This is a genomic window from Pseudomonas sp. FSO-7, assembly GCF_059579345.1.
The window spans coordinates 5,257,686-5,283,132 of record NZ_CM184193.1; the positions used below are offsets into that span (position 1 = coordinate 5,257,686).

Annotated in this window: 18 protein-coding genes and 1 pseudogene; 9 read left to right on the top strand and 10 right to left on the bottom strand. The window is 60.2% G+C overall.

What is annotated here, in order from left to right; all coding sequences use genetic code 11:
- Positions 1–82: 82 nt before the first annotated feature.
- Positions 83–2,395 (bottom strand): 5-methyltetrahydropteroyltriglutamate--homocysteine S-methyltransferase, encoded by a 2,313-nt coding sequence (metE, locus tag AC515T_RS22955; RefSeq protein ID WP_496530139.1) that lies wholly within the window; start codon positions 2,393–2,395, stop codon positions 83–85.
- Between the two features lie 109 nt (positions 2,396–2,504).
- Between metE and metR the strand changes: the two genes are divergently transcribed.
- Positions 2,505–3,422: a transcriptional regulator MetR gene (gene metR, locus AC515T_RS22960; protein ID WP_060740854.1), complete on the top strand. Its 918-nt coding sequence runs from the start codon at positions 2,505–2,507 to the stop codon at positions 3,420–3,422.
- A 191-nt stretch (positions 3,423–3,613) separates the two neighbouring features.
- Here metR and AC515T_RS22965 read toward each other — a convergent pair whose 3' ends face one another.
- From AC515T_RS22965 to nosR, 4 genes are all read right to left on the bottom strand, one after another.
- On the bottom strand, positions 3,614–4,111 hold the full coding sequence (locus AC515T_RS22965) for a GNAT family N-acetyltransferase (protein ID WP_496530140.1): 498 nt from the start codon (positions 4,109–4,111) through the stop codon (positions 3,614–3,616).
- Complete coding sequence (locus AC515T_RS22970) at positions 4,108–4,746, bottom strand: LysE family translocator (protein WP_053124734.1); 639 nt, start codon at positions 4,744–4,746, stop codon at positions 4,108–4,110. Before AC515T_RS22970 ends, AC515T_RS22965 begins: the two co-directional genes overlap by 4 nt.
- Positions 4,747–4,770: 24 nt before the next feature.
- A complete protein-coding gene (locus AC515T_RS22975; RefSeq protein ID WP_496530141.1) occupies positions 4,771–5,187 on the bottom strand; it encodes an NUDIX hydrolase in 417 nt (138 codons plus the stop codon).
- A gap of 216 nt (positions 5,188–5,403) precedes the next feature.
- Positions 5,404–6,768 carry a response regulator c-di-GMP phosphodiesterase, NosR family gene (gene nosR / locus AC515T_RS22980; RefSeq protein ID WP_496530142.1) on the bottom strand — a complete coding sequence of 455 codons (1,365 nt, stop codon included), beginning with the start codon at positions 6,766–6,768 and terminating at the stop codon, positions 5,404–5,406.
- A gap of 224 nt (positions 6,769–6,992) precedes the next feature.
- Here nosR and AC515T_RS22985 point away from each other — a divergent pair, with 224 nt between their 5' ends.
- The 8 genes and pseudogenes from AC515T_RS22985 (at position 6,993) to AC515T_RS23020 (ending at position 19,772) form a co-directional block, all read left to right on the top strand.
- Positions 6,993–9,284, top strand: a complete 2,292-nt coding sequence (locus AC515T_RS22985; RefSeq protein WP_496530143.1) for a GGDEF/EAL domain-containing response regulator — start codon at positions 6,993–6,995, stop codon at positions 9,282–9,284.
- Positions 9,281–11,155, top strand: a complete 1,875-nt coding sequence (locus AC515T_RS22990) for a two-component system response regulator (RefSeq protein ID WP_496530144.1) — start codon at positions 9,281–9,283, stop codon at positions 11,153–11,155. Before AC515T_RS22985 ends, AC515T_RS22990 begins: the two co-directional genes overlap by 4 nt.
- A 42-nt stretch (positions 11,156–11,197) precedes the next feature.
- Positions 11,198–12,157, top strand: coding sequence for a cytochrome-c peroxidase (locus tag AC515T_RS22995; protein WP_496530145.1), 960 nt, complete (start codon positions 11,198–11,200; stop codon positions 12,155–12,157).
- Positions 12,154–13,956, top strand: a complete 1,803-nt coding sequence (locus AC515T_RS23000) for a DAHL domain-containing sensor histidine kinase (protein WP_496530146.1) — start codon at positions 12,154–12,156, stop codon at positions 13,954–13,956. Before AC515T_RS22995 ends, AC515T_RS23000 begins: the two co-directional genes overlap by 4 nt.
- A gap of 590 nt (positions 13,957–14,546) precedes the next feature.
- A pseudogene (locus AC515T_RS23005) lies at positions 14,547–14,633 on the top strand (hypothetical protein); the annotation flags it as partial.
- A 291-nt stretch (positions 14,634–14,924) separates the two neighbouring features.
- Positions 14,925–15,359, top strand: a complete 435-nt coding sequence (locus AC515T_RS23010; protein ID WP_413817783.1) for a sensor histidine kinase — start codon at positions 14,925–14,927, stop codon at positions 15,357–15,359.
- A 368-nt stretch (positions 15,360–15,727) separates the two neighbouring features.
- A complete protein-coding gene (locus tag AC515T_RS23015) occupies positions 15,728–17,347 on the top strand; it encodes an FMN-binding glutamate synthase family protein (RefSeq protein ID WP_496530147.1) in 1,620 nt (539 codons plus the stop codon).
- 130 nt (positions 17,348–17,477) lie between these two features.
- Positions 17,478–19,772: a glycoside hydrolase family 3 N-terminal domain-containing protein gene (locus AC515T_RS23020; protein WP_496530148.1), complete on the top strand. Its 2,295-nt coding sequence runs from the start codon at positions 17,478–17,480 to the stop codon at positions 19,770–19,772.
- Here AC515T_RS23020 and AC515T_RS23025 read toward each other — a convergent pair.
- The 5 genes from AC515T_RS23025 to AC515T_RS23045 all read right to left on the bottom strand — a co-directional run bounded on the left by AC515T_RS23025 (position 19,769) and on the right by AC515T_RS23045 (position 24,888).
- Entirely contained in the window at positions 19,769–20,095 is a 327-nt protein-coding gene (locus tag AC515T_RS23025; RefSeq protein WP_496530149.1) for a hypothetical protein, read from the bottom strand. The two genes, AC515T_RS23020 and AC515T_RS23025, sit on opposite strands and share 4 nt — an antisense overlap.
- Positions 20,096–20,258: 163 nt before the next feature.
- A complete protein-coding gene (locus AC515T_RS23030; RefSeq protein WP_496530150.1) occupies positions 20,259–20,633 on the bottom strand; it encodes a GtrA family protein in 375 nt (124 codons plus the stop codon).
- 90 nt (positions 20,634–20,723) lie between these two features.
- Complete coding sequence (locus tag AC515T_RS23035) at positions 20,724–22,247, bottom strand: glucosyltransferase domain-containing protein (RefSeq protein ID WP_496530151.1); 1,524 nt, start codon at positions 22,245–22,247, stop codon at positions 20,724–20,726.
- A gap of 268 nt (positions 22,248–22,515) precedes the next feature.
- Positions 22,516–23,937, bottom strand: a complete 1,422-nt coding sequence (locus AC515T_RS23040; protein WP_496530152.1) for an amino acid permease — start codon at positions 23,935–23,937, stop codon at positions 22,516–22,518.
- A gap of 489 nt (positions 23,938–24,426) precedes the next feature.
- On the bottom strand, positions 24,427–24,888 hold the full coding sequence (locus tag AC515T_RS23045) for an REP-associated tyrosine transposase (RefSeq protein ID WP_496530153.1): 462 nt from the start codon (positions 24,886–24,888) through the stop codon (positions 24,427–24,429).
- Positions 24,889–25,447 lie beyond the last annotated feature (559 nt).

Sequence of the window (25,447 nt, forward strand, 5' to 3'; positions counted from 1 at the left end):
CAAGCGACACACTACCCTAAACAAACCCACGGGCCATTTCTGGTGCCGCGGGCTTTTCGTGGCCTCGTTGACCGTTCAGCTCTCAAGCCAACTGGCTACGCAACTGCCGCGCCGCCGCGACCATGTTCACCAGGGCCGCCTCCGTCTCCGGCCAGCCCCGGGTCTTCAGCCCGCAGTCAGGGTTGATCCACAGCCGCTCGGCGGCGATGCGTTTCACCGCCTTGCTCATCAGCGCGACCATCTCGGTCGTGTCCGGCACCCGTGGCGAGTGGATGTCGTAGACACCCGGGCCAATGTCGTTCGGGTAGTCGAACGCCTCGAATGCGTCCAGCAACTCCATGTCCGAACGCGAGGTCTCGATGGTGATGACATCGGCGTCCATGTCGGCGATGGCCTTGATCACGTCATTGAACTCGCTGTAGCACATGTGGGTATGGATCTGGGTTTCATCACCCACGCCCGACGCGCACAAACGGAAAGCGTCCACGGCCCAGTCCAGGTAGGCCTGCCATTGCCCGCGACGCAGTGGCAGCCCTTCGCGGAACGCCGCCTCGTCGATCTGCACGATTTTGATCCCGGCCTTTTCCAGGTCCAGCACTTCGTCGCGCAGAGCCAGGGCCAGTTGTCGGGCCTGGACCTGGCGCGACACGTCTTCGCGGGGGAACGACCACATCAGCATGGTCACGGGACCGGTAAGCATGCCTTTCATGACTTTGTCAGTCAGGCTTTGCGCGTAACGGATCCAGTCGACGGTCATGGCTTTCGGGCGACTGATGTCGCCGTAGATGATCGCCGGCTTCACACAACGCGAGCCATAACTCTGCACCCAGCCGAAACGGGTGAAGGCGTAGCCGTCCAGTTGCTCGGCAAAGTATTCCACCATGTCGTTGCGCTCGGCTTCACCGTGCACCAACACGTCCAGGCCCAGGCGTTCCTGGATCTGCACGGCATGGCGGATCTCGGTGTGCATGGCGTCCTGATAGTCGTTGGCCGACAGCTTGCCTTGCTTATAAGCCTGACGCGCCAGGCGGATCGCCGGGGTCTGCGGGAAGGAGCCGATGGTCGTGGTAGGAAAAGTGGGCAGTTTCAGTCGGGCACGCTGCTCTTCGATGCGCTTGGCAAACGGCGAGCGCCGCTGGCTGTCCTGTGGCCCGATGGCCGCCAGACGGGCCTGGACCTCGGCTTTATGAATGCGTGTCGAGCCGGCGCGACCGCTCTGCACTTCACGGCTGGCGGCCAGGGCCTGCTGCACGGCGGGGGCCTGTGGATCGTTCAATGCGTCACGCAGCACCGCGACTTCACCGCACTTCTGCACGGCAAAGGCCAGCCAGCTCTTGAGTTCGGGGTCGAGCCGGTCTTCACGTTCCAGGTCCACCGGGCTGTGCAACAACGAGCACGAAGTGCTGACCCAGAGGTTGTCGCCAAAGCGCTCCTGGGCCGGTTGCAAGTGCGCCAGCGCCTGTTCCAGTTCGCAGCGCCAGACGTTGCGACCGTTGACCAGGCCCACCGAGAGAATCTTGTAGGTCGGCAGGCGGTCCAGCACCTGGCCCAGTTGTTCCGGGTCACGTACCGCGTCGATGTGCAAACCGTCCACCGGCAGGCTCACCGCTAGGCCAAGGTTGTCTTGCAGGCCACTGAAATAGGTGGCCACGAGTTTTTTCAGCGGCGAGTACTGGAGGATGTGGTAAGCCCGCTCGAAGGCGCTTTTCCAGGCCAGGGGCAGGTCGAGGGTGAGGATCGGTTCGTCGATCTGCACCCATTCCACGCCCTGGGCCTTGAGGCGGTTGAGGATTTCACCGTAGACCGGCAGCAGGCGTTCCAGCAGGTCGAGCTTGTCGAATGCCTCGCCCTTGGCCTTGCCCAGCCACAAATAAGTCAATGGGCCGATGATCACCGGTTTGACCCGGTGGCCCAAGGCATGGGCCTCCTCTACCTCATCGAACAACTGTTCCCAGCTCAGGGCGAAGGTCTGGTCGGCGGAAAATTCCGGAACCAGGTAGTGGTAATTGGTGTCGAACCACTTGGTCAGCTCCTGGGCGTACTGCGCCTGGCCGTGCTCGGCACCGCAGCAACTGGCCGTGGCGCCACGGGCCATGGCGAACAGGGTGTCGAGGGTCGGCCGGCCCTGGGCATTCAACGTGCTGTGAAAACGCTGTGGGACGGCGCCCAGGGTCAAGCTGTGGCTGAGCACCTGGTCGTACCAGGCAAAGTCGCCGACGGGCAGCAGGTCGATGCCGGCGTCTTTTTGCAGTTGCCAGTGACGGGCCCGCAGTTCACGTCCCACCGCCTGCAACGCAGCCGGGGCCAGGTCGCCCTTCCAATAGGCTTCGAGGGCTTTTTTCAATTCGCGGTCGGCGCCGATGCGGGGAAAACCGAGGGTGTGGGCCAGGGCCATGGTGTGCGTCCTCCTGTAAAAGATGGCGCCATTGTCGACAGCGCGGCCCACATGAGACAAACTCAACCTTTTCGTGTTGATCACAAGTTTTACTCATGGAGCCACTCCGGTGCTTGAACTCCGTCACCTCAAGACCCTGCACGCCCTGCGCGAAGCCGACAGCCTGGTCGAAGCCGCCGAACGCCTGCACCTGACCCAGTCCGCCCTCTCCCACCAGTTCAAGGAACTGGAAGAACGCCTGGGCATGCAGTTGTTCGTGCGCAAGACCAAGCCGGTACGCTTCACCAGCGCCGGCCTGCGCCTGTTGCAACTGGCCGATGCCGCCCTGCCCTTGCTGCGCAGTGCTGAACGGGACATCGCCCGCTTGGCGGGCGGCACCGCCGGGCGCCTGCACATGGCCATCGAGTGCCATAGCTGCTTCCAGTGGCTGATGCCGACCATCGACCAGTTCCGCGATGCCTGGCCGGAAGTCGAGCTGGACCTGGCCTCGGGTTTCGCCTTCGCCCCCTTGCCGGCCTTGGCCCGAGGCGATCTCGACCTGGTGGTGACCTCCGACCCGCTGGAATTGGCCGGCATCACCTACGTGCCGCTGTTCACCTACGAAGCGATGCTCGCCGTCGCCAACCAGCATCGGCTGGCGGGCAAGCCCTACATCGTGCCCGAGGACCTGATCAGCGAAACCCTGATCACCTACCCGGTGGAGCGGGACCGGCTGGACATTTTCACTCGTTTCCTGGAGCCAGCCGACATCGAACCGGCCCAGGTGCGCACATCCGAGCTGACGGTGATGATGATGCAACTGGTGGCCAGCGGCCGTGGCGTCTGCGGCATGCCGCACTGGGCGCTGCACGAATACAGCTCGCGGGGCTACGTGAAGGCCAAGCGGCTGGGGGAGAAAGGCTTGTTTGCCACGCTGTACGCGGCGGTGCGCACCGACATGCTCGACGCGCCGTACATGCGCGACTTTCTGCTGACGGCCAAGGACACGTCGTTTTCCACACTCGATGGGGTCAGTGCCGTGCGCTGATGCCGGGTTGGCTCCATCGCGAGCAGGCTCGCTCCCACAGGGGATTCGTGCGGTGAACACCATCGACGCCATCCAACAAATCTCTGTGGGAGCGAGCTTGCTCGCGATGGCGGTGGGTCAGCTTGCAGTGATGCTGGATGTGCAACTGCTATCGCGAGCAAGCTCGCTCCCACAGGGGGAAGGTGGTGGCCTTAAAGTTCGAGCCACATGTGGATTTTGTCGAGGTACTCATCGTCCACGCGGATCGCCATCGGTTCGAGGCCGTAGAGGACGAAGCCGCAGCGCTGGTAGAGCTTGAGCGCCGGGTCGTTGCCGGCGGTGACGGTCAGCTGCACCAGGCGCAGGAAGGTATGGCGCCGGGCTTCGTCGAGGGCCGCCTGCAGCAGTTGGTAGCCGAGGCCCCGATGGCGATGTGCGTCGGCGACGTACATGCCGAACAGCAGCGCCTTGTGCCGGGCTTTTTCCCGGGGTTCCAGGGCCAGGCCGACGATGCCGACCAGTTCTTGCTCGACAAACGCCCCCAACAACACATCGAGCCGGCTGCCCAGGCGTGACGCCCACCAATTGATGGGCAATGTCGCCCGTTCGCTGACGCTGGAGGTGAAGGCCTGGGGGTGCAAGGCGTACGCCTGGAGCATCAGCTCGCGATATTCCTGGGCATCAACGGCCCGCAGGCGCCGAATGTTCACGCCGAACGCCGTTGCTCAAGCATCAGGCGCAGCGCCAGGGCACCGAGGACAAACCCCATGAAGTAGCGCTGCACCGCCAGCCAGCTCGGGTTATGGACAAACCAGGAGGCAATGCCGGCGGCGAACAGGGCAATCAGCAGGTTGACGCTGAAACTGACGCTGATCTGGGTCAGCCCGAGGATGATGCTCTGGGTGAACAGCGAACCGTGCTCCGGGCTGATGAATTGCGGGAACACTGACAGATAGAACACCGCGATCTTGGGATTCAGCGCACTGGTGAGAAAGCCCATGGTGATCAGCTTGCGCGTCGAATCCGCCGGCAACTGCTGGGCCTCGAAGGGCGAACGCGCGCCCGGTTTCACAGCCTGCCAGGCCAGCCACAACAGGTACAGCGCGCCGGCCCACTTCAACACCTCATAGGCCATGGGCACCGCCAGGAACACCGCCGTCAGCCCCGCGGCGGCGGCGAACATGTGCACGAAGAACCCCGCCACCACGCCCAACAGCGACGTGACGCCGGCCTTGCGGCCCTGGCAGATCGAACGGGAGATCAGGTAGATCATGTTCGGGCCGGGCGTCAGGACCATCAGCAACGCGGCGGCGGCGAAAATCAACAGATCCGGCAATGGAATCATGGGCGTCAGTCCTTGAGGCGTGAATCAGCAAGTGGCCAAGTATGTCGCTCGATAAAACGGCAAGATAACCTCGCCTGTCAACGGCGCCAGCACCCGATCACTGTCGCCGGCCGGGTCGATCCAGCACACCTCTTCGATTTCGGCCGCCGGCGAAACCGGGGCGTCAATGCTCAGCAAAAACACCTCGGCCTGCACGGTAAACCCCGGTTCGTTGGCCGCCGGCGCGCTGAACACCCCCAAGTGGCGGGCCTGGGCCGGGTCGATCCGCAACCCAAGCTCTTCTTCCAGCTCGCGGGCCAGCGCCTGCACCGGTTGCTCATGGGCCTCGATCTTGCCACCGGGCTGCATGAAGGCCCGGGTGCCGCGCTTGCGCACCAGCAGGGTTCGCCCGTCCGGCCCGAGCAACAGGGCGGCGGCGATGCGGATGAGGGAAGTGGTCATGAGGGATAAAAGCCTTGGCCGGGGAAATGGCGGGGAGATTACAGACCGCAGCGGCGACAGCAAAGCCTGGCGCGACCGCAAAACCAACACACATCTACTGTGGGAGCGGGCTTGCTCGCGAAGGCGGAGTGTCAGCCAATAAATTTCTGACTGATACACCGCCTTCGCGAGCAAGCCCGCTCCCACAGTTGGAATCGTGTCGCCTTCAGAACCGCATCACCCCAACATCGGCTTCGGCACCGAAGGGTCGACCTCCTCAGGGATCTTGACGAACACGCTGTAGCGGGCCCCTTCCATCGACTCGAAGGCGATGAGCTTTTCCACCAGCGGGCCGCTCAGGACCTTGCCGGCGTTGAGCAGCAACATGCCGTTGTCGGCGTTGAGGTTGCGCGCCAGGATCATGCCGGCCGCCAGTTCCCGGGTGTTCATGACCCTCACCGTCGGGTCCGACAAGGTCACGTCTTCCAGGTATTCACCGCAGGCCTTGATGAAATCCTCGATCATATTCGGGTCGTACAACTTGCCGGCGTACTTGCGGATGTAGACCAGCGCTTCGTCGCTGTTCATCTGCCGCTCCAGAATCAACCCGCGCTGCAGCTCGATGAAGTCCACCGCCAGTTTCAACAGCCGCGAGCCAAACGGAATGGCCTCGCCCTTGAGACGATCGGGAAAACCGCTGCCGTCCCAACGCTCCTGGTGATGGCGGATGATGCGTGCCGCGTCCTTCATCGGGTCCAGGGTCATCAGCAGCGATTCGCTCTGCTTCGGATAGGCTCGGTACAGATCGAGCTCAGAGTGATGCAGCATGTCGGCGGGCGTGACCATCATGTTGTCGGTCCAGCTCAGCTTGCCAATGTTGTAGAGCGCGGCGGCCATGGTCAGGTCGCGGTCGGTGGACTCGTCGAGAAAATTCAGCCGGCTGTAGACATGGATCAGTTCGATGATTTCCCGATTGGTCTGCTTGGCCTTGGGCAGGCGCAGGTTGGCGATCAGCGAAAACACCTCGGTGCCGGTCACGTAGCTGCGCTTGAGCTCGTCATAGGCCAAGTCGAGCATGTCGGCGGTCTGCTGCAACTCGGAAGTGCGTGAGGCCACGCGTTTTTCCAGGGTGGCGTTGAGGGTCTTGAGTTGCTGGTTCTGTTCGCGGTTGAGCGCTTCGAGGCGCTGGCGCTCGCTTTCGGAATGCTGGTGGGCCAGGGCCTGGAGCAGGGCCTGTATCAGTTCCTCATCGTTCCAGGGCTTGCTGAGGTAGCGATAAAGCTGCCCCTCGTTGATGGCCTTGGTCATCATGTCCACATCGGCATAACCGGTGAGCAAAATGCGCAAGGTCGACGGATAGAGCTCGCGAATGTGAGCCAACAGTGTCGCGCCGTCCATGTTCGGCATGCGCGCATCGCTCATCACCAGATCGACGGGCCGCTCCTTGAGAACTTCCAGCGCCTTGGCGCCGCTGTCGGCTAGCAGGATCTCATAGGGTTGGTTACGCAATAATCGACGCAGGCTACTGAGAATCGACTCTTCGTCGTCAACCAGCAACACCGTGGGCTTCCTTACCGGAACGCCCGACGATTGATCTTCCATTAGAACCCCTCCTATTAACGACTGTTCTACCTTAGCCCCAAAATACAGACTAGTAGATAGAGTAAATTTAGACTCGACTTGCCATTGCTGGCCGAGCGCATCCCAATCAGACGACTATGCTGTACCCCATGAAGGGCCATGTGCAGGCCACAATACTCATGCGACAGAAAGGGATATCAGATGTTCCCACGGTTTTCTAGGCAGCATCATCGTGGTGCAGGACCATGAGCCTGCCGACGGAGAAAGGCAATCGGCGCATCCTCATCGTCGACGACAGCGCGACCATCCATGAGGACTTTCGAAAGATCCTCTGCCCCAAGGCGACCACCGAAGATAGCCTGAGCAGTGCCGAGCAAGCCCTGTTCGGCGCGCCGGTGGTGGCTCCCAGCCAGAGTTTCGTGCTCAACTCGGCGTTCCAGGGCATGGAAGCCCTGAACAAGGTCGAATCGGCGCTGGCCCAGGGGCAACCCTTCGCCATGGCGTTCATCGACATGCGCATGCCACCGGGCTGGGACGGCCTGGAAACCATCGAACGGTTATGGCGCGCCGACCCCAAGCTGCAAGTGGCCCTGTGCACCGCTTACTCGGATTATTCCTGGGAGGATATTTCCGAGCGCCTTGAACTGGGCGACCGCCTGCTCATCCTGAAAAAACCCTTCGACGCCATCGAGATCCGCCAGATGGCCAGCGCCTTGACAGTCAAGTGGCAGATGACCGAGGACGCGGCGCTGAAAATGGACATGCTCGAACGGGCGGTGGAGGAACGTACCCGCGAGTTGGCCGACGCCAACATCATCGTGCAGAACAGCCCGACCATTCTATATCGCCTGCGGGGCGAGCCGCCGTTCCCACTGATGTACGTCTCCCACAACATCACCAAGTTCGGCCATGTCGCGGCGCAACTAATCGACTCGCCGGACTGGGCGCAGACACTGATCCACCCCGACGACCAGGGCAAAGTCCAGGAGGCAATGGTCCGCGTCCTCGATCGCGACACCGCGGGGGCTTGCATCGAGTTTCGCATGCGCACCGGCGACGACACGTTCCGCTGGGTGGAGAACCGCTACATCCCGGTGCGCAACGATCAGGGCCTGTTGCTGGAAGTGGAAGGCATTATCCTCGACATTACCGAGCGCAAGCTGGCCGCTGAGAAGATCGCACTGCTCGCCCGCACCGACGGCCTGACCGGGCTGGCCAACCGCGCCACCGTGCTCGAGCGCCTGCACCAGGCCTTCGCCGCCGCTCGGCGGGGGGCGCCGCCGTTTGCCATGTTCTACCTGGACCTGGACCACTTCAAGCGGATCAACGACACCCTGGGTCACCCCATCGGCGACCTGTTGTTGCAGGAAGTCGCGGCACGGCTCAAAGGCTGTACCCGGGAAAACGACCTAGTGGCGCGCCTGGGTGGCGACGAATTCGCCATCCTGCAACTGGACGTCCACGAAGCGACCCATTGCGCCGCGCTGGCGACCAAGATCCGCGATACCCTGGCGGCGCCCTATTTCCTGGACGGCAACGACGCGCGGATCTCGGTGAGCATCGGCATCGCCCTGTACACCCCGCAGAGTGCCAGTGCCGACAGCCTGATGGCCCAGTCCGACATGGCCCTGTACCGCTCCAAGGAAAAAGGCCGCAACCTGTACCATTTCCATAATGAAGAAATTAACCGGGACGTAACAGAGCGCGTCGCCCTGGCTAACGACCTGCGCCTGGCCCTCGAGAATAACGAGCTGCAACTGCACTACCTGCCGGAAGTCGACCTCGGCAGCGGCAAAATCCTCGGCATGAGCGTGCAGGTGCGCTGGAAACACCCCCAGCGTGGCTGGTTGGAACCGACGGACTTCATGCCGGCCGCCGAGAAGACCGGGATCATCATTAGCCTCGGTCACTGGGTGCTGGACCGGGCCTGTCAACAGATGCGCCAGTGGCGCGACCAAGGCATGGCCCCCCCGGCGATCGCCATGGACCTGTCCCTGACCCAGCTCAAGACCGGCCCGGAACTGATCTACGACGTGCTGCGCACCACCGCGCGCTGGGAGTTGGCGCCTTGGGACCTGCGTTTCGACGTCACTGAAGCAACCCTGGCCCAGACCAAATGGACTCACAACGACGTGCTGCCGCGCCTCTGCGAACTGGGCGTGCAGATCGCCATCGATGACTTCGGCACCGAGTATTCCTCGTTCGACTACCTCAAGACCTACCGGGTCAATCACCTCAAGCTCGCCCAGCGCTTTCTAGAAAGCGCCAACACCGACCCAGAGAGCGCCACGACGTTGCGTACGATCATCAATTTCGCCCGGGACGTGGGCATCGGGATCATCGCCGAGGGCGTCGAGACCCAGGAGCAACGCACCACGCTGATGTCCAGCGGCGGTTCGATGCAGGCCCAGGGGCATTACTTCAGCACCGTGGTCGACAGCGGCCAGGCCGCCGAATTGCTCAAGGCCGGCACCATCATTCCCGGGACGGATCACGGGATCCGGCCGGAGAGCCAGCTACCGGAGAGCAATCCATGAACCCCATGTCGGTACCTGCCAACCGGCGGATCCTGGTGGTGGACGATACACCGGCGATCCACCAGGACTTTCGCAAGATTCTCAGCCCCAGCGCCGGCAGCGATACCTCGCTGGACAACACCGAAAGCCTGCTGTTCGGCACCCCGCAGGCCAACCGGCTGCAATTCCAGATCGACTCGGCCTACCAAGGCGAGGAGGCGCTGGAATTGGTCAAGCGCGCCCAGGCCGAAGGCCAGCCCTATGCGATGGTGTTCGCCGACATGCGCATGCCACCGGGCTGGGATGGCCTGCAAACCATCGAGCAACTGTGGAAAGCCGATCCGCGCCTGCAAATCGCCCTGTGCACGGCCTTCTCGGATTATTCCTGGGAAACCATGTCCGAACGAATCGAGTTCGACGATCAACTGCTGATCCTCAAGAAACCCTTCGACACCCTGGAAATCCGCCAGATGGCCAGCGCCATGACCTGGAAATGGCAACTGGCCCAGGACGCGGCGAGAAAAATGCGCAGCCTGGAACGCACGATCGAAGAGCGCGTCCAGGAATTGCTCAAGGTGTCCCACCTGCTGCAATACGACGTGCTCACCGAGCTGCCCAACAGCATGTTGCTCGGCGATCGCCTGACCCAGGCCATGGCCCAGTGCCGTCGGCATGACCGGCAACTGGCGGTGATGTTCATCGGCCTGGACCGCTTCAAGCGCATCAACAACGCGCTGGGCCATCCGGTGGGCGACGAAATGCTCAAGCGCGTGGCGCGGACGCTGGCGACCGTGGTGCGTGAGTCCGACTCGGTGTTTCGCTACGGCTCGGATGAGTTCGTGGTGGTGCTGGGGGACATCGTCGACCCGCAGCAGACCAAAGGCGTGGCCGACAAACTGCTGGCGGCCATCAACACCCCGCAGCCCATCGATGGCCATGACCTGAGCGTCACCGCGAGCCTGGGCATCAGCGTGTACCCGAACGACGGTTTCGACGCCGTGGCGCTGATCAAGAAAGCCGAGACGGCGATGCGCAACGTCAAGGAGGCCGGCCCCAACGACTACCGTTTCTTCACCGAAGACATGAACCGCCGGGCACGGCAGCAACAGACCATCGAATCGGGCCTGCGCCTGGGCCTGCAACGCAAGGAATTCGTGCTGCATTACCAACCCAAGCTCGACCTCAAGAACGGCACGGTGGTCGGGGTCGAGGCGCTGGTGCGCTGGGACAGGCCGGGGCATGGTTTGGTCTATCCGTCGGATTTCATTCCGGTGGCCGAGGACAGCGGCCTGATCGTTCCACTGAGCCAATGGGTGCTTCAGGAAGCCTGCCAGCAGGCCTGCCGTTGGCAAGCCCAGGGTATGCGGCCGCTGTACCTGTCGGTGAACATCTCGGCCATCGATTTTCGCCAGCGCGGTTTCGTCGAAGGCATCGCCCGCACCCTCAAGGAAACCGGCCTGGACCCGACACAGTTAGAACTGGAGATCACCGAAAGCGTACTGATGCAGAACGTCGACACCACGGTCGCCATCCTCAAGGCCATCAAGCAACAGGGGATACGCCTGGCCATCGACGATTTCGGCACGGGTTATTCGAGCCTGAGCTACTTGCAGAAATTTCCGGTGGATGTGCTGAAGATCGACCAGTCGTTCATTGGTGACCTGAGCATTGACAGCAACGACGCCAAGCTGGTGAGCACCATCATCAGCCTGGGCAAGAGCCTGAACCTGCACATCATCGCCGAAGGGGTGGAAACCCTTGAGCAGCTTGAATTTCTCAAGAAGCACCAATGTGAGGAAGCCCAGGGTTATTACTTCAGCAAGGCCGTCGAACCGCAGGCCTTCGCCGATTGGATGACAGAGTGGGAAAAATTCCAGAACCCGTTTTCGTGAATACCTGAGTATCCTCAACCAAAGTTTCAAGGAAAACATCCCATGGCGTTACATGGACTGATTCTGACTCTCGGCCTGCTCATGGCAGCAAGCGTAACCGCTCACGCCGACCACCTGAACGTCCCCCTCAAGCCCCTGCCACCGGTGCCGCCCCTGGACCCCAAGCGCGTCCAGCTGGGACTACGGCTGTTCAATGACCCGCGGCTATCGGTCAACAACACACTGTCCTGCGCCAGTTGCCATCGCCTGGACAAGGGCGGCGCCGACGACAAGCCGTTTTCCCTGGGCTTCGACGGCAAGCCGGTGGAGGTCAATACGCCAACGGTGTTCAACGCTAGCCTGAACTTCCACCAGTTCTGGGATGGCCGCGTCGATACGCTGGAAGAGCAGGTGCATGAGGTCGTGACCAGCTCGGTGGAAATGGGCAGCACCTGGGAGTTGGTGATCAAGCGCATCGCCGACGACCCAGACTACGCCAAGGACTTCAAGGACGCCTACCCTGACGGCGTCACCAAGCCCAATATCCAGGGCGCACTGGCCGACTACGAGCGCACCTTGCAGACGCCCAACTCGCGTTTCGACCAATACCTGCTGGGTAATACCGACATCCTCACGCCTCGGGAGAAGTTCGGTTACCAGCGTTTCAAGGAGTACGGCTGTATCGCTTGCCACCAGGGCGTGAACATGGGCGGCAACATGTTCCAGAAATTCGGCGTCATGGGCGACTACATCGGCGACCGGGGCAACCCCACCCGGGCCGACGAAGGACGCTTCAACCTCACCGGCGACGAAGCGGACCGCCAGGTCTTCAAGGTGCCGAGCCTGCGCAACGTGGCAGTCACCGCCCCGTATTTCCATGACGGGGCGGCGCCGACCCTGGAACGCGCGGTGGAGATAATGTTCCAGTACCAGTTGGGCCGTGAGCCGCTGAAGAACGATACCGAGTTGATCGTCGAATTCCTCAAGACCCTGACCGGTGAGTGGGATGGCAAACCCTTATGATAGTCCTCCGTCGCCTCGGCCTGGCCCTCATCGGCGTCTTGCTGGCTGGCATCCTGCTGTTCATGTACGTCAACTCGGGGGCACAGCAGGCCGCCTCGTACATTGAATCCCGGGACCTGATCCGCCTGCTCAAGCAACAGGACGCCATCTGGGACAACGAAATCCTCAAGTCGCGGATCGCCCTGACCCACGACTACGACCCGTTGGTCTCACCCCTGCAGGAAATGGCACGCCTGTGGCAGCGTCTGGACGCCATCGAATCGGAACCGGGGCGCCACGAGCATTCACTCTGGGAGGCCCAGCGCGACGAATACCTCAAACTGCTCAAGGAAAAGACCCGTTTGGTGGAACAGTACAAGTCTCATAACGCGGTATTGCGCAACTCCCTGGCCTTCCTGCCCACCGGCGAGGACGACATCCAGGGCCAGTTCGCCCGGCTGCCCGACACGTACAGGCTGGAGTTGCAGAACATCGCCATCGACACCTACGACCTGTTGCTCAGCGGCATGGAATTCGCCCAGTTCAGCTCCCCAGAGATAGCCGCCGAGGTGCTGATGGGTTTGAACCAGTTGGATGTCAACAAGGAGCGCTTGCCCGAGGGGCTGCGTAACTCCGTCGAAATCCTGCAGCCGCACATCGAGCTGATCCTGCGCGAACAGCCCCTGGTCAATGAATTGCTCATGGGAATCGAAGCGGTCCCCCTGGCCGATCGCCTGGACATCATCACCAACCTGCTCGATAGAGACCAGGAGAAAGACGCCGCCAAATACGAGCGTAACCACATTTACTTGCTGGTGTTCGCCACATTCCTGGTGCTGATCCTGATCTGGCTGGCGATCCGCCTGATGCGCAGCTTCGCCGAGATCAAACGGGTCAACATCGCCCTGCAAACCGCCAACGATGAGCTGGAACAACGGGTCGAGGAGCGTACCCGTCAACTCAAGGACACCCAGAGCGAGTTGATGGACACCGCCCGCCAGGCCGGCATGGCGGAAATCGCCACCAACGTGCTGCACAACGTCGGCAACGTCCTCAACAGCGTGAACATCTCCGCCGACCTGGTCTGCCGCAAACTGCGCAGCAGCAAGGCCCTGGGGCTGGGCAAGGCGATGCAATTGATCAACGAACACACCGATGACCTCGGGCACTTCCTCACCGAAGACGCCAAAGGCAAGCTGCTGCCAGGCTACCTCAACCAACTGGTCGAGGCCATCGCGCAGGAGCAGCAGGGCCTGACCGATGAACTGGCCCAGTTGAGCAAGAGCGTGGACCACATCAAGGACATCGTCTCTACCCAGCAGTCCTATGCGGGGGCCAGCAGCCTGCTGGAACCTCTGGTGGTCAGCGAACTGCTCGAAGACGCCCTGCGCATGAATTCCGGCGCCCTGACCCGCCATCATGTTACGGTTATCAGGGAATACGGCGATGTGCCGCGGTTCATGGGCGACAAGCACCGCTTGCTGTTGATCCTGATCAACCTGATCAGCAATGCCAAATACGCCATGGCCGGAGTGTCCAACCATGCGCGGAACATGACCCTCAAGGCCGCCGTCATCGATGGCGAGACCCTGCAAATCAGCGTCAAGGACGAAGGTGAAGGCATCCCGGAGGAAAACATGACGCGCATCTTCGCCCATGGTTTTACCACCCGTAAGGAAGGCCACGGCTTTGGCCTGCACAGCTGCGCAGTGGCGGCCATTGAAATGAACGGCCACCTCACCGCCCACAGTGAGGGGCCAGGCAAAGGGGCGACATTCCAATTGCAGGTGCCCCTGAAACTTGCAGAAGGTGAACCATGAACAGCCTGATTAACCGCCGCATTCTGTTGATCGACGATACACCCGCCATTCATGACGATTTTCGCAAGATCCTCACCCCCAGGGATGAGAGCAACGCGGACTTGCAGGGCATTGAAAGCGCGCTGTTCGGCGAAGCGCCGAAACCTGTCACCACCGTGTTCGAACTTGACTCAGCCTACGGTGGGCAGGAAGGCCTGAACAAATTGTTGGAGGCCGCGGCGAAGGAGCGTCCCTATGCCCTGGCTTTTGTCGACATGCGCATGCCCGAAGGCTGGGACGGCGCCAAGACCATCGAAGAACTCTGGAAGTACGACCCGCAGTTGCAAGTGGTGGTGTGCACCGCCTATTCGGACTACTCCTGGGATGAACTGCTTGACCGCCTGAACGGCCATGACCGCTTGCTGATCCTGAAGAAGCCGTTCGACAACATCGAAGTCCAGCAGATGGCTAACACCCTGACCACCAAATGGGAAATGACCTTCCGCGCGCAATTGAAAATGAACAAGCTCAAAGATCTGGTGGAACAACGCACCCAGGCCTTCAAACAAGCCAGCGAGCTGCTGCAAATGGAGATCGACGAACGCAAGATGCTGGAAACCCAGTTGGTGCAATCGGAAAAGCTCGCCTCGCTGGGCCAGTTGGCGGCCGGGGTGGCCCACGAAATCAACAACCCGATCGGCTTCATTTCTTCCAACCTGGGGGCGCTGGACGGCTACTTCGGCAAACTCCAGGAAATGCTCAGCGCCTACGGCAGCGCCGAAGAGGCCATCGCCTCACCGGAGCTGGTGGTGAGCTTGAGAAAGCTGCGCGAACAGGTGGAGCTGGATTTCCTGGTCGAGGACATCCCCTTGCTGATCAAGGAATCCAAGGATGGCATCGGCCGGGTCGGGCAGATCGTCAAGGACCTGAAGGACTTCTCTCGCGTTGACTCCAGCCAGGAATGGCAGATGGCCAATTTGCAGCAGGGCATGGATTCGACGTTGAACATCGTCGCCAATGAAATCAAATACAAGGCCGACGTGGTCAAGGAATACACACCGTTGCCGGAGGTGGAATGCCTGCCGTCGCAGATCAACCAGGTGATCATGAACCTGATCGTCAACGCCGCCCAGGCCATCGGCCCCGAACGCGGCACCATCACCCTGCGCAACGGGGTCGGTGACGAAACCGTCTGGATCGAAGTGGCGGACAACGGCTCGGGCATCCCCCCCGAAACCCTGCAGAAAATCTTCGACCCGTTCTTCACCACCAAACCCATCGGCCAGGGCACGGGGCTCGGGCTGTCGTTGTCCTACGGCATCGTGAAAAAACACAACGGCGAGATCACCGTACGCAGCGAAGTCGGCGTCGGCACCACCTTTCGCGTGGAATTGCCGGTGCGGCAGATGAAGCAGGCGAGCTGAGCCACACCGGCCATTCAAACTGGGTCTGCTGCGCAGCCCAGCGGGAGCAAGCTCCCTCGCCACAACTGCCCGCACTTCGCCGCAAATCGAATTGTGGGAGCGAGCTTGCTCGCGATAGCGGTGCGACAGGCATGCAGATAGTGAATGTGCGACCGTTATCGCGAGCAAGCTCGCTCCCACAGGTTTTGCTGGCGTTCACAGACGGATCATTCCAAGCAAACCAACCCCGTGGCGAGGGAGCTTGCTCCCTCGCCACGGGTTGCGTTCCATATCCGCCCCCTCGCCACAGGTTGTTGTTGCCCGCCGTTTCGCTGCCAGCGCAGAATGCCTACGCCGCCTCGCCAATCGCTCACCCCCAAGGAAACCGTATGAGCCTGTCTCTGCTAAGCCGCTACGCCTTCTTTGCTGGCTGTGTCATCTTCACCCTCGCCAGCCTGCCGTTCCTGCAACACGACTGGCTCTGGCCCATCGCGCTGGTGACCGGGCTGCTGAGCCTGCTGGGGCTGTTCGACCTGCTGCAGAGCCGCCACGCCGTACGGCGCAATTATCCGATCCTTGGCAATATCCGCTACCTGGTGGAAGGCATCCGCCCGGAGATCCGCCAGTACCTGCTCGAATCCGACAGCGATGCCCTGCCCTTCTCCCGGGCCCAACGCTCGTTGGTGTATTCCCGGGCCAAGAACGAAAGCGCCGACAAACCGTTCGGCACCTTGATCGACGTCTACCAGACCGGCTTCGAATTCATCGGCCACTCCATGCGCCCCGCCCCGCTGAGCGACCCCAGCGGCTTTCGTGTGACCGTCGGCGGCCCACAGTGCACGCAACCGTACTCCGCGTCGGTGTTCAACATCTCGGCCATGAGCTTCGGCTCCCTGAGCGCCAACGCCATCCGGGCGTTGAACCAGGGGGCCAAGCTGGGCAACTTCGCCCATGACACCGGTGAAGGCAGTATCAGCCCGTACCACCGCGAACACGGTGGCGACCTGACCTGGGAACTGGGCAGCGGCTATTTTGGCTGTCGCACCCGCGACGGGCGCTTCGACCCCGAGCGCTTCGCCGCCCAGGCCCAGAACCCGCAGGTGCGGATGATCGAAATCAAGATGAGCCAGGGTGCCAAACCCGGCCATGGCGGCATCCTGCCCAAGCACAAGGTCACTCGGGAAATCGCTGAGACCCGTGGCATCCTCATGGGCGAGGATTGTGTTTCGCCGTCACGCCACAGCGCGTTTTCCACGCCGATTGAACTGATGCACTTCGTCCAGCAACTGCGTGAGCTGTCCGGCGGCAAACCGGTGGGCTTCAAGTTCTGCCTGGGCCATCCATGGGAGTTCATGGGCATCGCCAAGGCCATGCTGGAAACCGGGATCCTGCCCGACTTCATCGTGGTCGACGGCAAGGAAGGCGGCACGGGCGCGGCGCCAGTGGAGTTCACCGATCACATCGGCGTGCCGCTGCGCGAGGGCCTGCTGTTCGTGCACAACACCCTGGTGGGGCTGAACCTGCGGGACAAGATCAAGCTCGGCGCCAGTGGCAAGATCGTCAGCGCCTTCGACATCGCCAGCGTCCTGGCCATCGGCGCCGACTGGGCCAACGCCGCACGCGGCTTCATGTTCGCCATCGGCTGCATCCAGTCGCAAAGCTGCCACACCAACAAATGCCCCACCGGCGTCGCCACCCAGGACACCCTGCGCCAGCGCGCCCTGGTCGTCCCGGACAAGGCCCAGCGGGTCTACAACTTCCACCGCAACACCCTCAAGGCCCTGGCCGAAATGCTCGCCGCCGCCGGGCTTGAACACCCGTCGCAATTGCAGCCCAAACATTTGGTGCGGCGCATGTCGGCCACCGAGGTGAAGTTGTTTTCTCAGTTGCATGTGTTTCTGAAACCGGGGGAATTGCTGACGGGTGAGGTCAACGGCCAGTTCTATTCGCGGATGTGGCAGATGGCGCGGGCGGACAGTTTTGAGCCGCGGGAGGTTGCCGCGGCTTGAACAGCAACCCCGCTTTCATAACCGGCCCAACCTTCCTGTGTCTATCGGTACCTGTAAGATCTGACAGTAGACGATAGCTCCCCAGGGGTTGAACAATCATTCGATGGTTCAACCCCAAGGAAGATCCGCGATGGTTCTCGCACGCCTCGTTGCAATAGCTATGCTCGGTACGTCGCTGGTCACTATTGGGTTTCATTCAACGATCCAAGCCGATGGTCGATCCGGAAAGGAGCAAGAGGACGCCGCTTTTATCGACCAACTGATCGGACAGATGACCGTTGCGGAAAAGATCGGCCAACTGACTCAGTTGGGTATGTATATGCCCACCACCGAGCCGACCGTGAAAATCGATGGTCAGCAAACCGTCGTTGGTTCCGTATTGGGTGTTTATGGCGCAGAAGCCACTCGCCAATTGCAACGCGATGCCGTTCAGACCTCCCGCCTGCATATTCCATTATTGTTCGCCTACGATGTACTCCACGGCTTCCGCACGGTATTCCCCGTACCGCTGGCTGAGGCGTCGGCATGGGACCCGGACCTGTCACAACGAACCGCAAGGGCCGCTGCCGTCGAAGCGACTGCCAGCGGCTTGCATTGGACTTACGCACCTATGGTGGATATCTCGCGAGACCCGCGCTGGGGGCGAGTGGTCGAGGGGGCTGGCGAAGACCCGTTTTTGGGTGCCGCACTAGCGACCGCACGCGTGCGCGGTTTTCGCGGTGGGGGCATCCCTGACACTTCAACACTCCTGACCACCGCTAAACACTTCGTCGCTTACGGCGCAGTCGAGGGGGGGCGTGACTACAGCATGTCTGAGATGTCCGAGCGAACGTTGGAGGAAGTCTACCTCCCACCGTTTCGTGCCGCCTTAGAAGCAGGGGTGGATGCAGTCATGCCCGGGTTGAATGAAGTCGATGGTACGCCAATGCACGGCAATCAAAAATTACTCAAGAATAAGTTGCGCAACGAGTGGAACTTCCAGGGCGTGGTAGTCAGTGACTACAACGGTGTCATGGACCTGATGCAGCATGGCATAGCCCCCACATCGAGCGACGCCACTCATCAAGCCTTCAACGTCTCAATTGATATCGATATGGCAGGGGGAGGCTACGCCGCTGAACTGCCTGCCCTGGTCCGTAGCGGCCAAGTACAGCAAAACTCTCTTGATGATGCAGTGCGTCGCATACTCCAGAGCAAACAACGGCTGGGCCTGTTCGACGATCCTTACCGCTACAGTGATCCGAACCGGGAGGCACTGACCCCGTCCCCTCCAATGCGGGCGTTGGCACGCGAGGCTGCACAAAAGTCCATCGTGCTGTTGAAAAACGATGACTCGTTGCTGCCACTACCGAAAAACCTGCGCAAGCTCGTAGTCGTTGGAGCCCTGGCGAACGATGCTCTGTCCACATTGGGCCCTGTACCTGCAGAGGGCCGTCCCAACGAGTCAATAACCGTTCTGGCAGGGGTAAAAGCCGCATCGCCAGGAACCGAGGTTGTCTACATTCCTGGCGCCTTCCCCACAAGCAGCGACATCTCTGGCATTGATGAGGCTCAGCGCGCAGCCAGGGATGCCGACGTAGTTATTGCCGTGCTCGGCGAAACCCAAGACATGAGTGGCGAAGCGCGCAGCCGCGCCTCTCTTGATTTACCGGGGGCGCAAAACGCCCTGCTGACGCAACTGATCAATACCGAAAAACCCGTGGTAGTCATCCTCATGAATGGTCGCCCGCTTGCCATACCGGCCGTGGACGAACAGGTGCCTGCCATTCTGGAAACCTGGTTTCTGGGATCGGAAATGGGCCATGCAGTTGCCGACGTGCTGTTTGGCGATGTAAACCCCAGTGGCAAGCTCCCCATCACCTTCCCACGTACGGTGGGGCAAGTGCCCATCTACTATGCGCATAAAAGCACCGGGCGACCCTCGAGCAAAACAGATTACTTCACTTCCAAATACTTGGACGAAGATTGGAGACCGCTCTATCCGTTTGGTCATGGCCTGAGCTACACCACATTCACTTATGGAACACTGAAACTCAGTAAACGGCAGCTGAGGCCCAATGAAACATTAACCGTACAAGTTGAGGTCCGTAACAGTGGCCAACGCGCCGGTGAAGAAACCGTGCAACTGTACCTACGCCAGAATGTCGCGAGCATTACGCGCCCGGTACGCCAGTTACGTGGTTTTTCCAAAGTCCACCTCACTCCCGGTGAAACCAGAACAGTGAAATTCTTGCTTGATCAGGAAGACTGGGCGTTGTTGAACGATCATTTATTACCGTTCGTAGAGTCCGGGACGTTCACATTGTTCGTAGGAGGTAGCTCCATTACTGATAACCAAGCGAGTTTCGAAATCACCACCAGCGAGCAGTTGACAAGACACGGTGCGGCTATTCCGCGTTCATTGCGTGATGCAACGATACGCTAACGAACCTTTCGCCGCGGCTTAAATTGCGAGACCGGTGTCGCTTTGCGGGTGAACAGATAAGCAACCACCCCGCCATCAACCAGAGTAAGACTTCGTTCCCACTCTTTTTCTGATAGCGGCGGCGTGGCGTTAACTTTGAAAGCGATCCACCAGACTCTGTGTCCAGAACAATTCAATCCTTGCCAGTCAATGAAAGAGTCCGCCTTCAAATGCTCGGGTATCAAGGCGTAACCGTTACGATCAGGGAAACCTTGCGCAATGATATCGGAGGGTAATAAAGCGGTGGGTGTACGTCTCGTGCCGTAATTGACCAGATCTGCCAAGGCTCGTGCCGGGCAAGTAGCACGCTGAAGGCCTCGTCATACCAGATAGCGGGGAGCGTGATTCCATAAAAACGTACACCCAGCGCAAGGAGAGCCACGGCTGCCAACGCTGAGTAGTCAGCGAACCAGCGGGGAGGTTTGACTAAGTAAGTGTGCAAAGCCCTCATTCACGATCCCCGCGAAACACCAGAAACCGTGAGAACAGAAAACCAATCACCAAACTCACCAACGAAAAACCCGTTACGGTCAGCAAGCCGTGAAGCTGCCAGCGGTCCCCCAAATACCCCACGATGAAACTGAGCGCCCCCATGACACAGAGAAAAAGGACATAGCGCGGCACCGAGCGTTTGGCCTCGAAGGTATAGAGCGCATTGACATAAAAAGAAAATGAGGCCGCCACGCAAAACGCAACAAAATTACTTGTCGACTGATCGAGGCCGGCGCCCACGCGCAGGACAAAAAAGATCTGCCAATGGATCAGCGTATTCGCCACACCAACGAGTGCGTAGGTCAAAAAACCTTTCCATATCGCGTTCATACCCATTCCCTACCGGGTTGGTGCTTCAGGCGATACTTAATCTAGGGGCCCATCGATACGCGGTCTACTGTAAGAACTAACAGGTGCTTATCACTCCAAACGGTGCTCATAGCAGCGCGGCGAACCAAATCTAGACGGTTCCTTCATGACGATGAAGCCATAATCGCCGAGCAGATAAATCCGGTAATACTGGTTGTCCACGAGGGGCGTAAACCCCTGGTAACCGACACGGGTCGCGTTGCGCCGCTCGCGTTCGATCACCACGTTAGTGATGCCCATGAAGAGCGGGCTTTCCGGAAGGATGAAGTAGTCGATGTTAAGCAGATAATGCAGGACCGGCAGTTGTTCGAACGAACCGCAAGCACTGACCAGCCATTGGGAGGAATAAGTCAGCGACATGTAGATCCGCTTGGCTTCGTACAGCTCCCGGCGCGAAGTAATGTCGTAACTCAAACTGTAGAGCGCACCGTTGGCGAAGGTTTTTTCCAAGGTCAGGACCCGACCGTAGGCGAAAGACAACGAAAGCGTTGCCAGAAGCGGAATGACCAGCAACACCGGCAGTCGGCGATGGATCGGAACAAGGGCTTGGTACGCAAGATAAGACAGCAACACCAATAGCACCCCGAAGCCCATCAAGGTGCGGGCGCCTTCATTGAAGTCGCGAAAAAACACGGTGATGCCAGGCACCAGGAAAACCAACAAACAAAGGGCCAGTAAACAGATCAGACTCAAGGCGATTGTCTTCCACCGCGGCTCTTCACGGGCCCCTATCCGGCGTCCCAAACGTAAGGCACCGATCAGCGAACACAATGCCAGCACGGCAAATACCCAGGCGTATCCACCGTGGAGCAATAGCGCAATCTTTTCCAGAACCGTGGCGATATTGAAACCAATCTGTCCGAGTGGATCAACTTTCCAATTCAGTAATTCGGTCCGTGTCGTCTCTATGGACGAGAGCGTCATGACGCAATAAATCAGCATGGCCAAGCCAAGCTGAGCGAGCCTGCCCCCCAACATTGCCCACCACTGTCGCCATGGCAGCGGTTTGCATGCAGCCCTGAACAGGTCCAGGCACACCAACCCCAGGAACACATTGAAACTGATCTGATAGAGCCCGAATGCCAACACCAACAATGCCACCGGCACCCACCGCTGGCGCATGGGCGAGGCGCTGCGAAAAGTCGTTGCGTAAATAACCGCCACCAGACTCAGCGCCATACCAGGCCCGTCGTATTGATAGGACAGGTTCTGCAGCAGGAACGGGTTGTACCAGAGGGGCAAGGGCACGAAGCAGCAGGCTAACGTCGGCTCGGGAAAATAGTGATAGGTCAGGCGAGTCAGGGCCTGAGACATCGCCAATACAGCAAGTAACAAAGGCAGCGGAAAAATGTCCGGCGCGGCGCCGCTGAAAGAGAGCACCTGGTACAACAGGTCAGTAAACCAGCGTCCCTGGCTGGCCCAGCCATTGCCAGCATCCAGTGTCCGCCAGCTATCGTCGATATAACGAAAGTCAGCGAGGATCAATGGCAGAACATACAGCAGGGTCGCCATCAAAAAAAAAGACATGACCTGACGCTGGTTGAGCTCGCGATAAAAAATCAGCGGAACGTTCATGCGCAACGCCCTCGAAACGCTACGAACCGGAGCGACATCAAGCCGGATATCTGCCAATGAATATTCTATTGACCCACCCAATCATCGATTAGCTGAGAAAATCATCCCCTATCGTTTTCACAGGCGTTGCCGACCCAGCCGGTGTTTGCTGGCGCCACTCAATTTAGGTTCCACGCAGCACAGCGTCTACTGTAAGAACTAACAGGTCCTCGACGCTAAAAAAAAGCCCCGATCATCAGACCGCGGCTCTCTTTCACGCGCCGTTAATCTACGAAGCCGAACGCACCGTCCCCTCTACATCGCCGGTCGGTTGCAACTTGAAGGTGTAGAACAGCACCGTCAGCAGCACCAGGAACGCCGGGCCGACATACAACGCCACACGCGTATCCGGGAAATACGCCATCAACCCCACCACCAGCACCAGGAATGCCAATGCCAGGTACGAACTGACCGGGTACAGCCACATGCGGTATTTCAACGCCGCACGCTCGGAAGCACTGAGGCTTTTGCGGAATTTGAGCTGGGCCAGCAGGATCATCACCCAGGTCCAGATCGCGCCGAAGGTGGCGATGGACGTTACCCAGACGAAGACTTTCTCGGGCACCAGGTAATTGAGCAGCACACCCAGCAGCAACGCGGCGATGGACAGCAACAGCGCGCGGCGTGGTACGCCGTTGTTGGAGGTCTTGGCGAAACCGGCCGGGGCCTGACCGTTCTGCGCCAGGCTGTAGAGCATCCGCCCGGTGCTGAAGATCCCGCCGTTGCAGGACGACAATGCGGCGGTGATCACCACGAAGTTGATGATGCCGGCGGCGGTCTTGATGCCCAGGCGCTCGAAGGTCATCACGAATGGGCTGCCCTGGGTGCCGATCTCGTTCCATGGGTAGATCGACAGGATCACGAACAGCGCGCCGACGTAGAACAGCAGGATCCGCCAGAACACCGAGCCGATGGCGTTGGGGATGGTTTTCTGCGGGTTCTTCGCCTCTCCGGCGGTCAGGCCGATCATCTCCACGCCCAGGTAGGCGAACATGACCATTTGCAGGGACATCAACACGCCGGACACGCCGTTGGGCAGGAAGCCGCCATGGGCCCAGAGGTTGGAGATGCCCAGGGCCACGCCGTCGTTGCCGAAACCAAAGGCGATGATGCCGACGCCGCCGATGACCATGGCGATGATGGTGACGATCTTGATCAGGGCGAACCAGAATTCGAATTCGCCGAAGGCCTTGACCGCGATCAGGTTGATCGAGCCCATGCTGACCAGCGCGGCCAAGGCCCAGATCCAGCGGGGCACGTCGGGGAACCAGATGCCCATGTATACGGCGACGGCGGTGATTTCTGCCACACAGGTCACCAGCCACAGGAACCAGTAGTTCCAACCGGTCAGGAAACCTGCCAGTGGGCCGAGGTAGTCCTGGGCATAACGGCTGAACGAGCCGGCCACCGGGTTGTGCACGGCCATTTCACCGAGGGCGCGCATGATCACCAGGATCGCCAGGCCGCCAATGATGTAGGACAGCATGATCGCCGGACCGGCCATTTCGATGGCCTTGGCCGAACCGAGGAACAGCCCGACACCGATGCAGGCGCCAAGGGCCATCAGGCGGATATGCCGCTCGCCGAGTTCACGTTTGAGCGGACCACCTTGGGCGGTCTCGCCATGGGGCAGATGATTGCCGACAGGCATAGGGATAACCTCGTCTTGTTATTGGATTGGCCACCGAGTGTCCAAGGCCGCAGGCCGGTAAGCCTGCCGCCTTGCCGAAACCGGGTCTGTCTTGTGGGCAGACCGTCCTGTGGAACGACAACCTCAGGATCAGCGGGTCGTGCAGTATAAAAAGCCAGGGATAGAGAGTTTCACTGTAAAACCTGAAAAATTCAGGGATAAACCTCAGCCAGAATGGAGTTTTTGAGAGGTGTTGTCTGGGATCCAGGCCATTGGGAAAACGCCGCCGAGTATTGCACAGTGATGGTGCAGCGTCATGTCTTGGCATGGGGCGATGGCTCTAGTGCAAGGTTTTCAGAAACATCACGCCCCTATGACTCAAACACCACAACCTCTGTGGCGAGGGAGCTTGCTCCCGCTCGGCTGCGCAGCAGCCGCGCGCTTTTGAAAGCTAAAAGCGAGGGCGGCTTCGCCCCCCAGCGGGAGCAAGCTCCCTCGCCACAAAAGCAGTTAGAGCCACACCGTGTCCCACAGTGGGTAATTGCCAATGCGATCCACCAGCCCAGCACGAAGCGGATTGGCAATGATGTAGCGAGCGGAAGGCCGCAGGTCCTCGTTGTCATGGATCGCGCGGTCATGGAAGCCGCTTTGCCAGAAGGCGCCCTTCCTGTTCATTGCTCGGTTGATTGTGAGGGTGCTGCGGGACTTGACCACCTGCATCACATGCGTGAGCTGAGCGTGCTCTAGCTGTACCAGCCAATGCAGATGGTCCGGCATCACAACCCAGGCCAGCGAATTGACCTGGCCTCGCTCATGAGCCAGGCGCATTTCTGCCACCAATAAGCGGCCCAATTGCCAGTTTCTGAAGATAGGTGTGCGTTGGTGAACAACTGTAGTGACGAGATAGCCTCGCCCCGGTTCCGAAGAGCGTCCGCGACGCAAGCGATGAGAGTTTGGACGTGGAGGATGCATTCCATGGCTTCCTGTGGTTGGGGTATCTACTTACGGTAGCGTCACCCGCGACGATCCGACGCGATAATGGTTGAGCGACTTTTCCGAAAACGACGTAATACCCGTGGCGAGGGAGCTTGCTCCCGCTGGGGGGCGAAGCCGCCCTCGCTCTTCAACCGCTGAAACTCTTCAGCCATGCCATCGTTGCGTCTGCTGCGCAGCCGAGCGGGAGCAAGCTCCCTCGCCAAAAAAGCGCCTTAAACCCTGACAACCATAAGCACCTGTGCAGTCTTCGCGCATGGGCACGCAATCCCCCATCCTGAAGGCATACCTACCGTGGCGAGGGAGCTTGCTCCCGCTGGGGGGCGAAGCCGCCCTCGCTCTTCAACCGCTGAAACTCTTCAGCCATGCCATCGTTGCGTCTGCTGCGCAGCCGAGCGGGAGCAAGCTCCCTCGCCACAAAAGCTCCTTAAACCCTGACAACCATAAGCACCTGTGCAGTCTTCGCGCATGGGCACGCAATCCCCCATCCTGAAGGCATACCTACCGTGGCGAGGGAGCTTGCTCCCGCTGGGGGGCG

Coding starts and splice junctions, on each gene's coding strand:
- AC515T_RS23020 (WP_496530148.1), top strand. CDS start 17,478: ATGGTTCTCGCACGCCTCGTTGCAATAGCTATGCTCGGTACGTCGCTG.
- AC515T_RS22970 (WP_053124734.1), bottom strand. CDS start 4,746: ATGATTCCATTGCCGGATCTGTTGATTTTCGCCGCCGCCGCGTTGCTG.
- AC515T_RS22995 (WP_496530145.1), top strand. CDS start 11,198: ATGGCGTTACATGGACTGATTCTGACTCTCGGCCTGCTCATGGCAGCA.
- AC515T_RS23035 (WP_496530151.1), bottom strand. CDS start 22,247: ATGAACGTTCCGCTGATTTTTTATCGCGAGCTCAACCAGCGTCAGGTC.
- AC515T_RS23040 (WP_496530152.1), bottom strand. CDS start 23,937: ATGCCTGTCGGCAATCATCTGCCCCATGGCGAGACCGCCCAAGGTGGT.
- AC515T_RS22975 (WP_496530141.1), bottom strand. CDS start 5,187: ATGACCACTTCCCTCATCCGCATCGCCGCCGCCCTGTTGCTCGGGCCG.
- AC515T_RS23000 (WP_496530146.1), top strand. CDS start 12,154: ATGATAGTCCTCCGTCGCCTCGGCCTGGCCCTCATCGGCGTCTTGCTG.
- AC515T_RS23045 (WP_496530153.1), bottom strand. CDS start 24,888: ATGCATCCTCCACGTCCAAACTCTCATCGCTTGCGTCGCGGACGCTCT.
- AC515T_RS22990 (WP_496530144.1), top strand. CDS start 9,281: ATGAACCCCATGTCGGTACCTGCCAACCGGCGGATCCTGGTGGTGGAC.
- AC515T_RS23015 (WP_496530147.1), top strand. CDS start 15,728: ATGAGCCTGTCTCTGCTAAGCCGCTACGCCTTCTTTGCTGGCTGTGTC.
- AC515T_RS23030 (WP_496530150.1), bottom strand. CDS start 20,633: ATGAACGCGATATGGAAAGGTTTTTTGACCTACGCACTCGTTGGTGTG.
- AC515T_RS22985 (WP_496530143.1), top strand. CDS start 6,993: ATGAGCCTGCCGACGGAGAAAGGCAATCGGCGCATCCTCATCGTCGAC.
- AC515T_RS23010 (WP_413817783.1), top strand. CDS start 14,925: ATGGATTCGACGTTGAACATCGTCGCCAATGAAATCAAATACAAGGCC.
- nosR (WP_496530142.1), bottom strand. CDS start 6,768: ATGGAAGATCAATCGTCGGGCGTTCCGGTAAGGAAGCCCACGGTGTTG.
- metE (WP_496530139.1), bottom strand. CDS start 2,395: ATGGCCCTGGCCCACACCCTCGGTTTTCCCCGCATCGGCGCCGACCGC.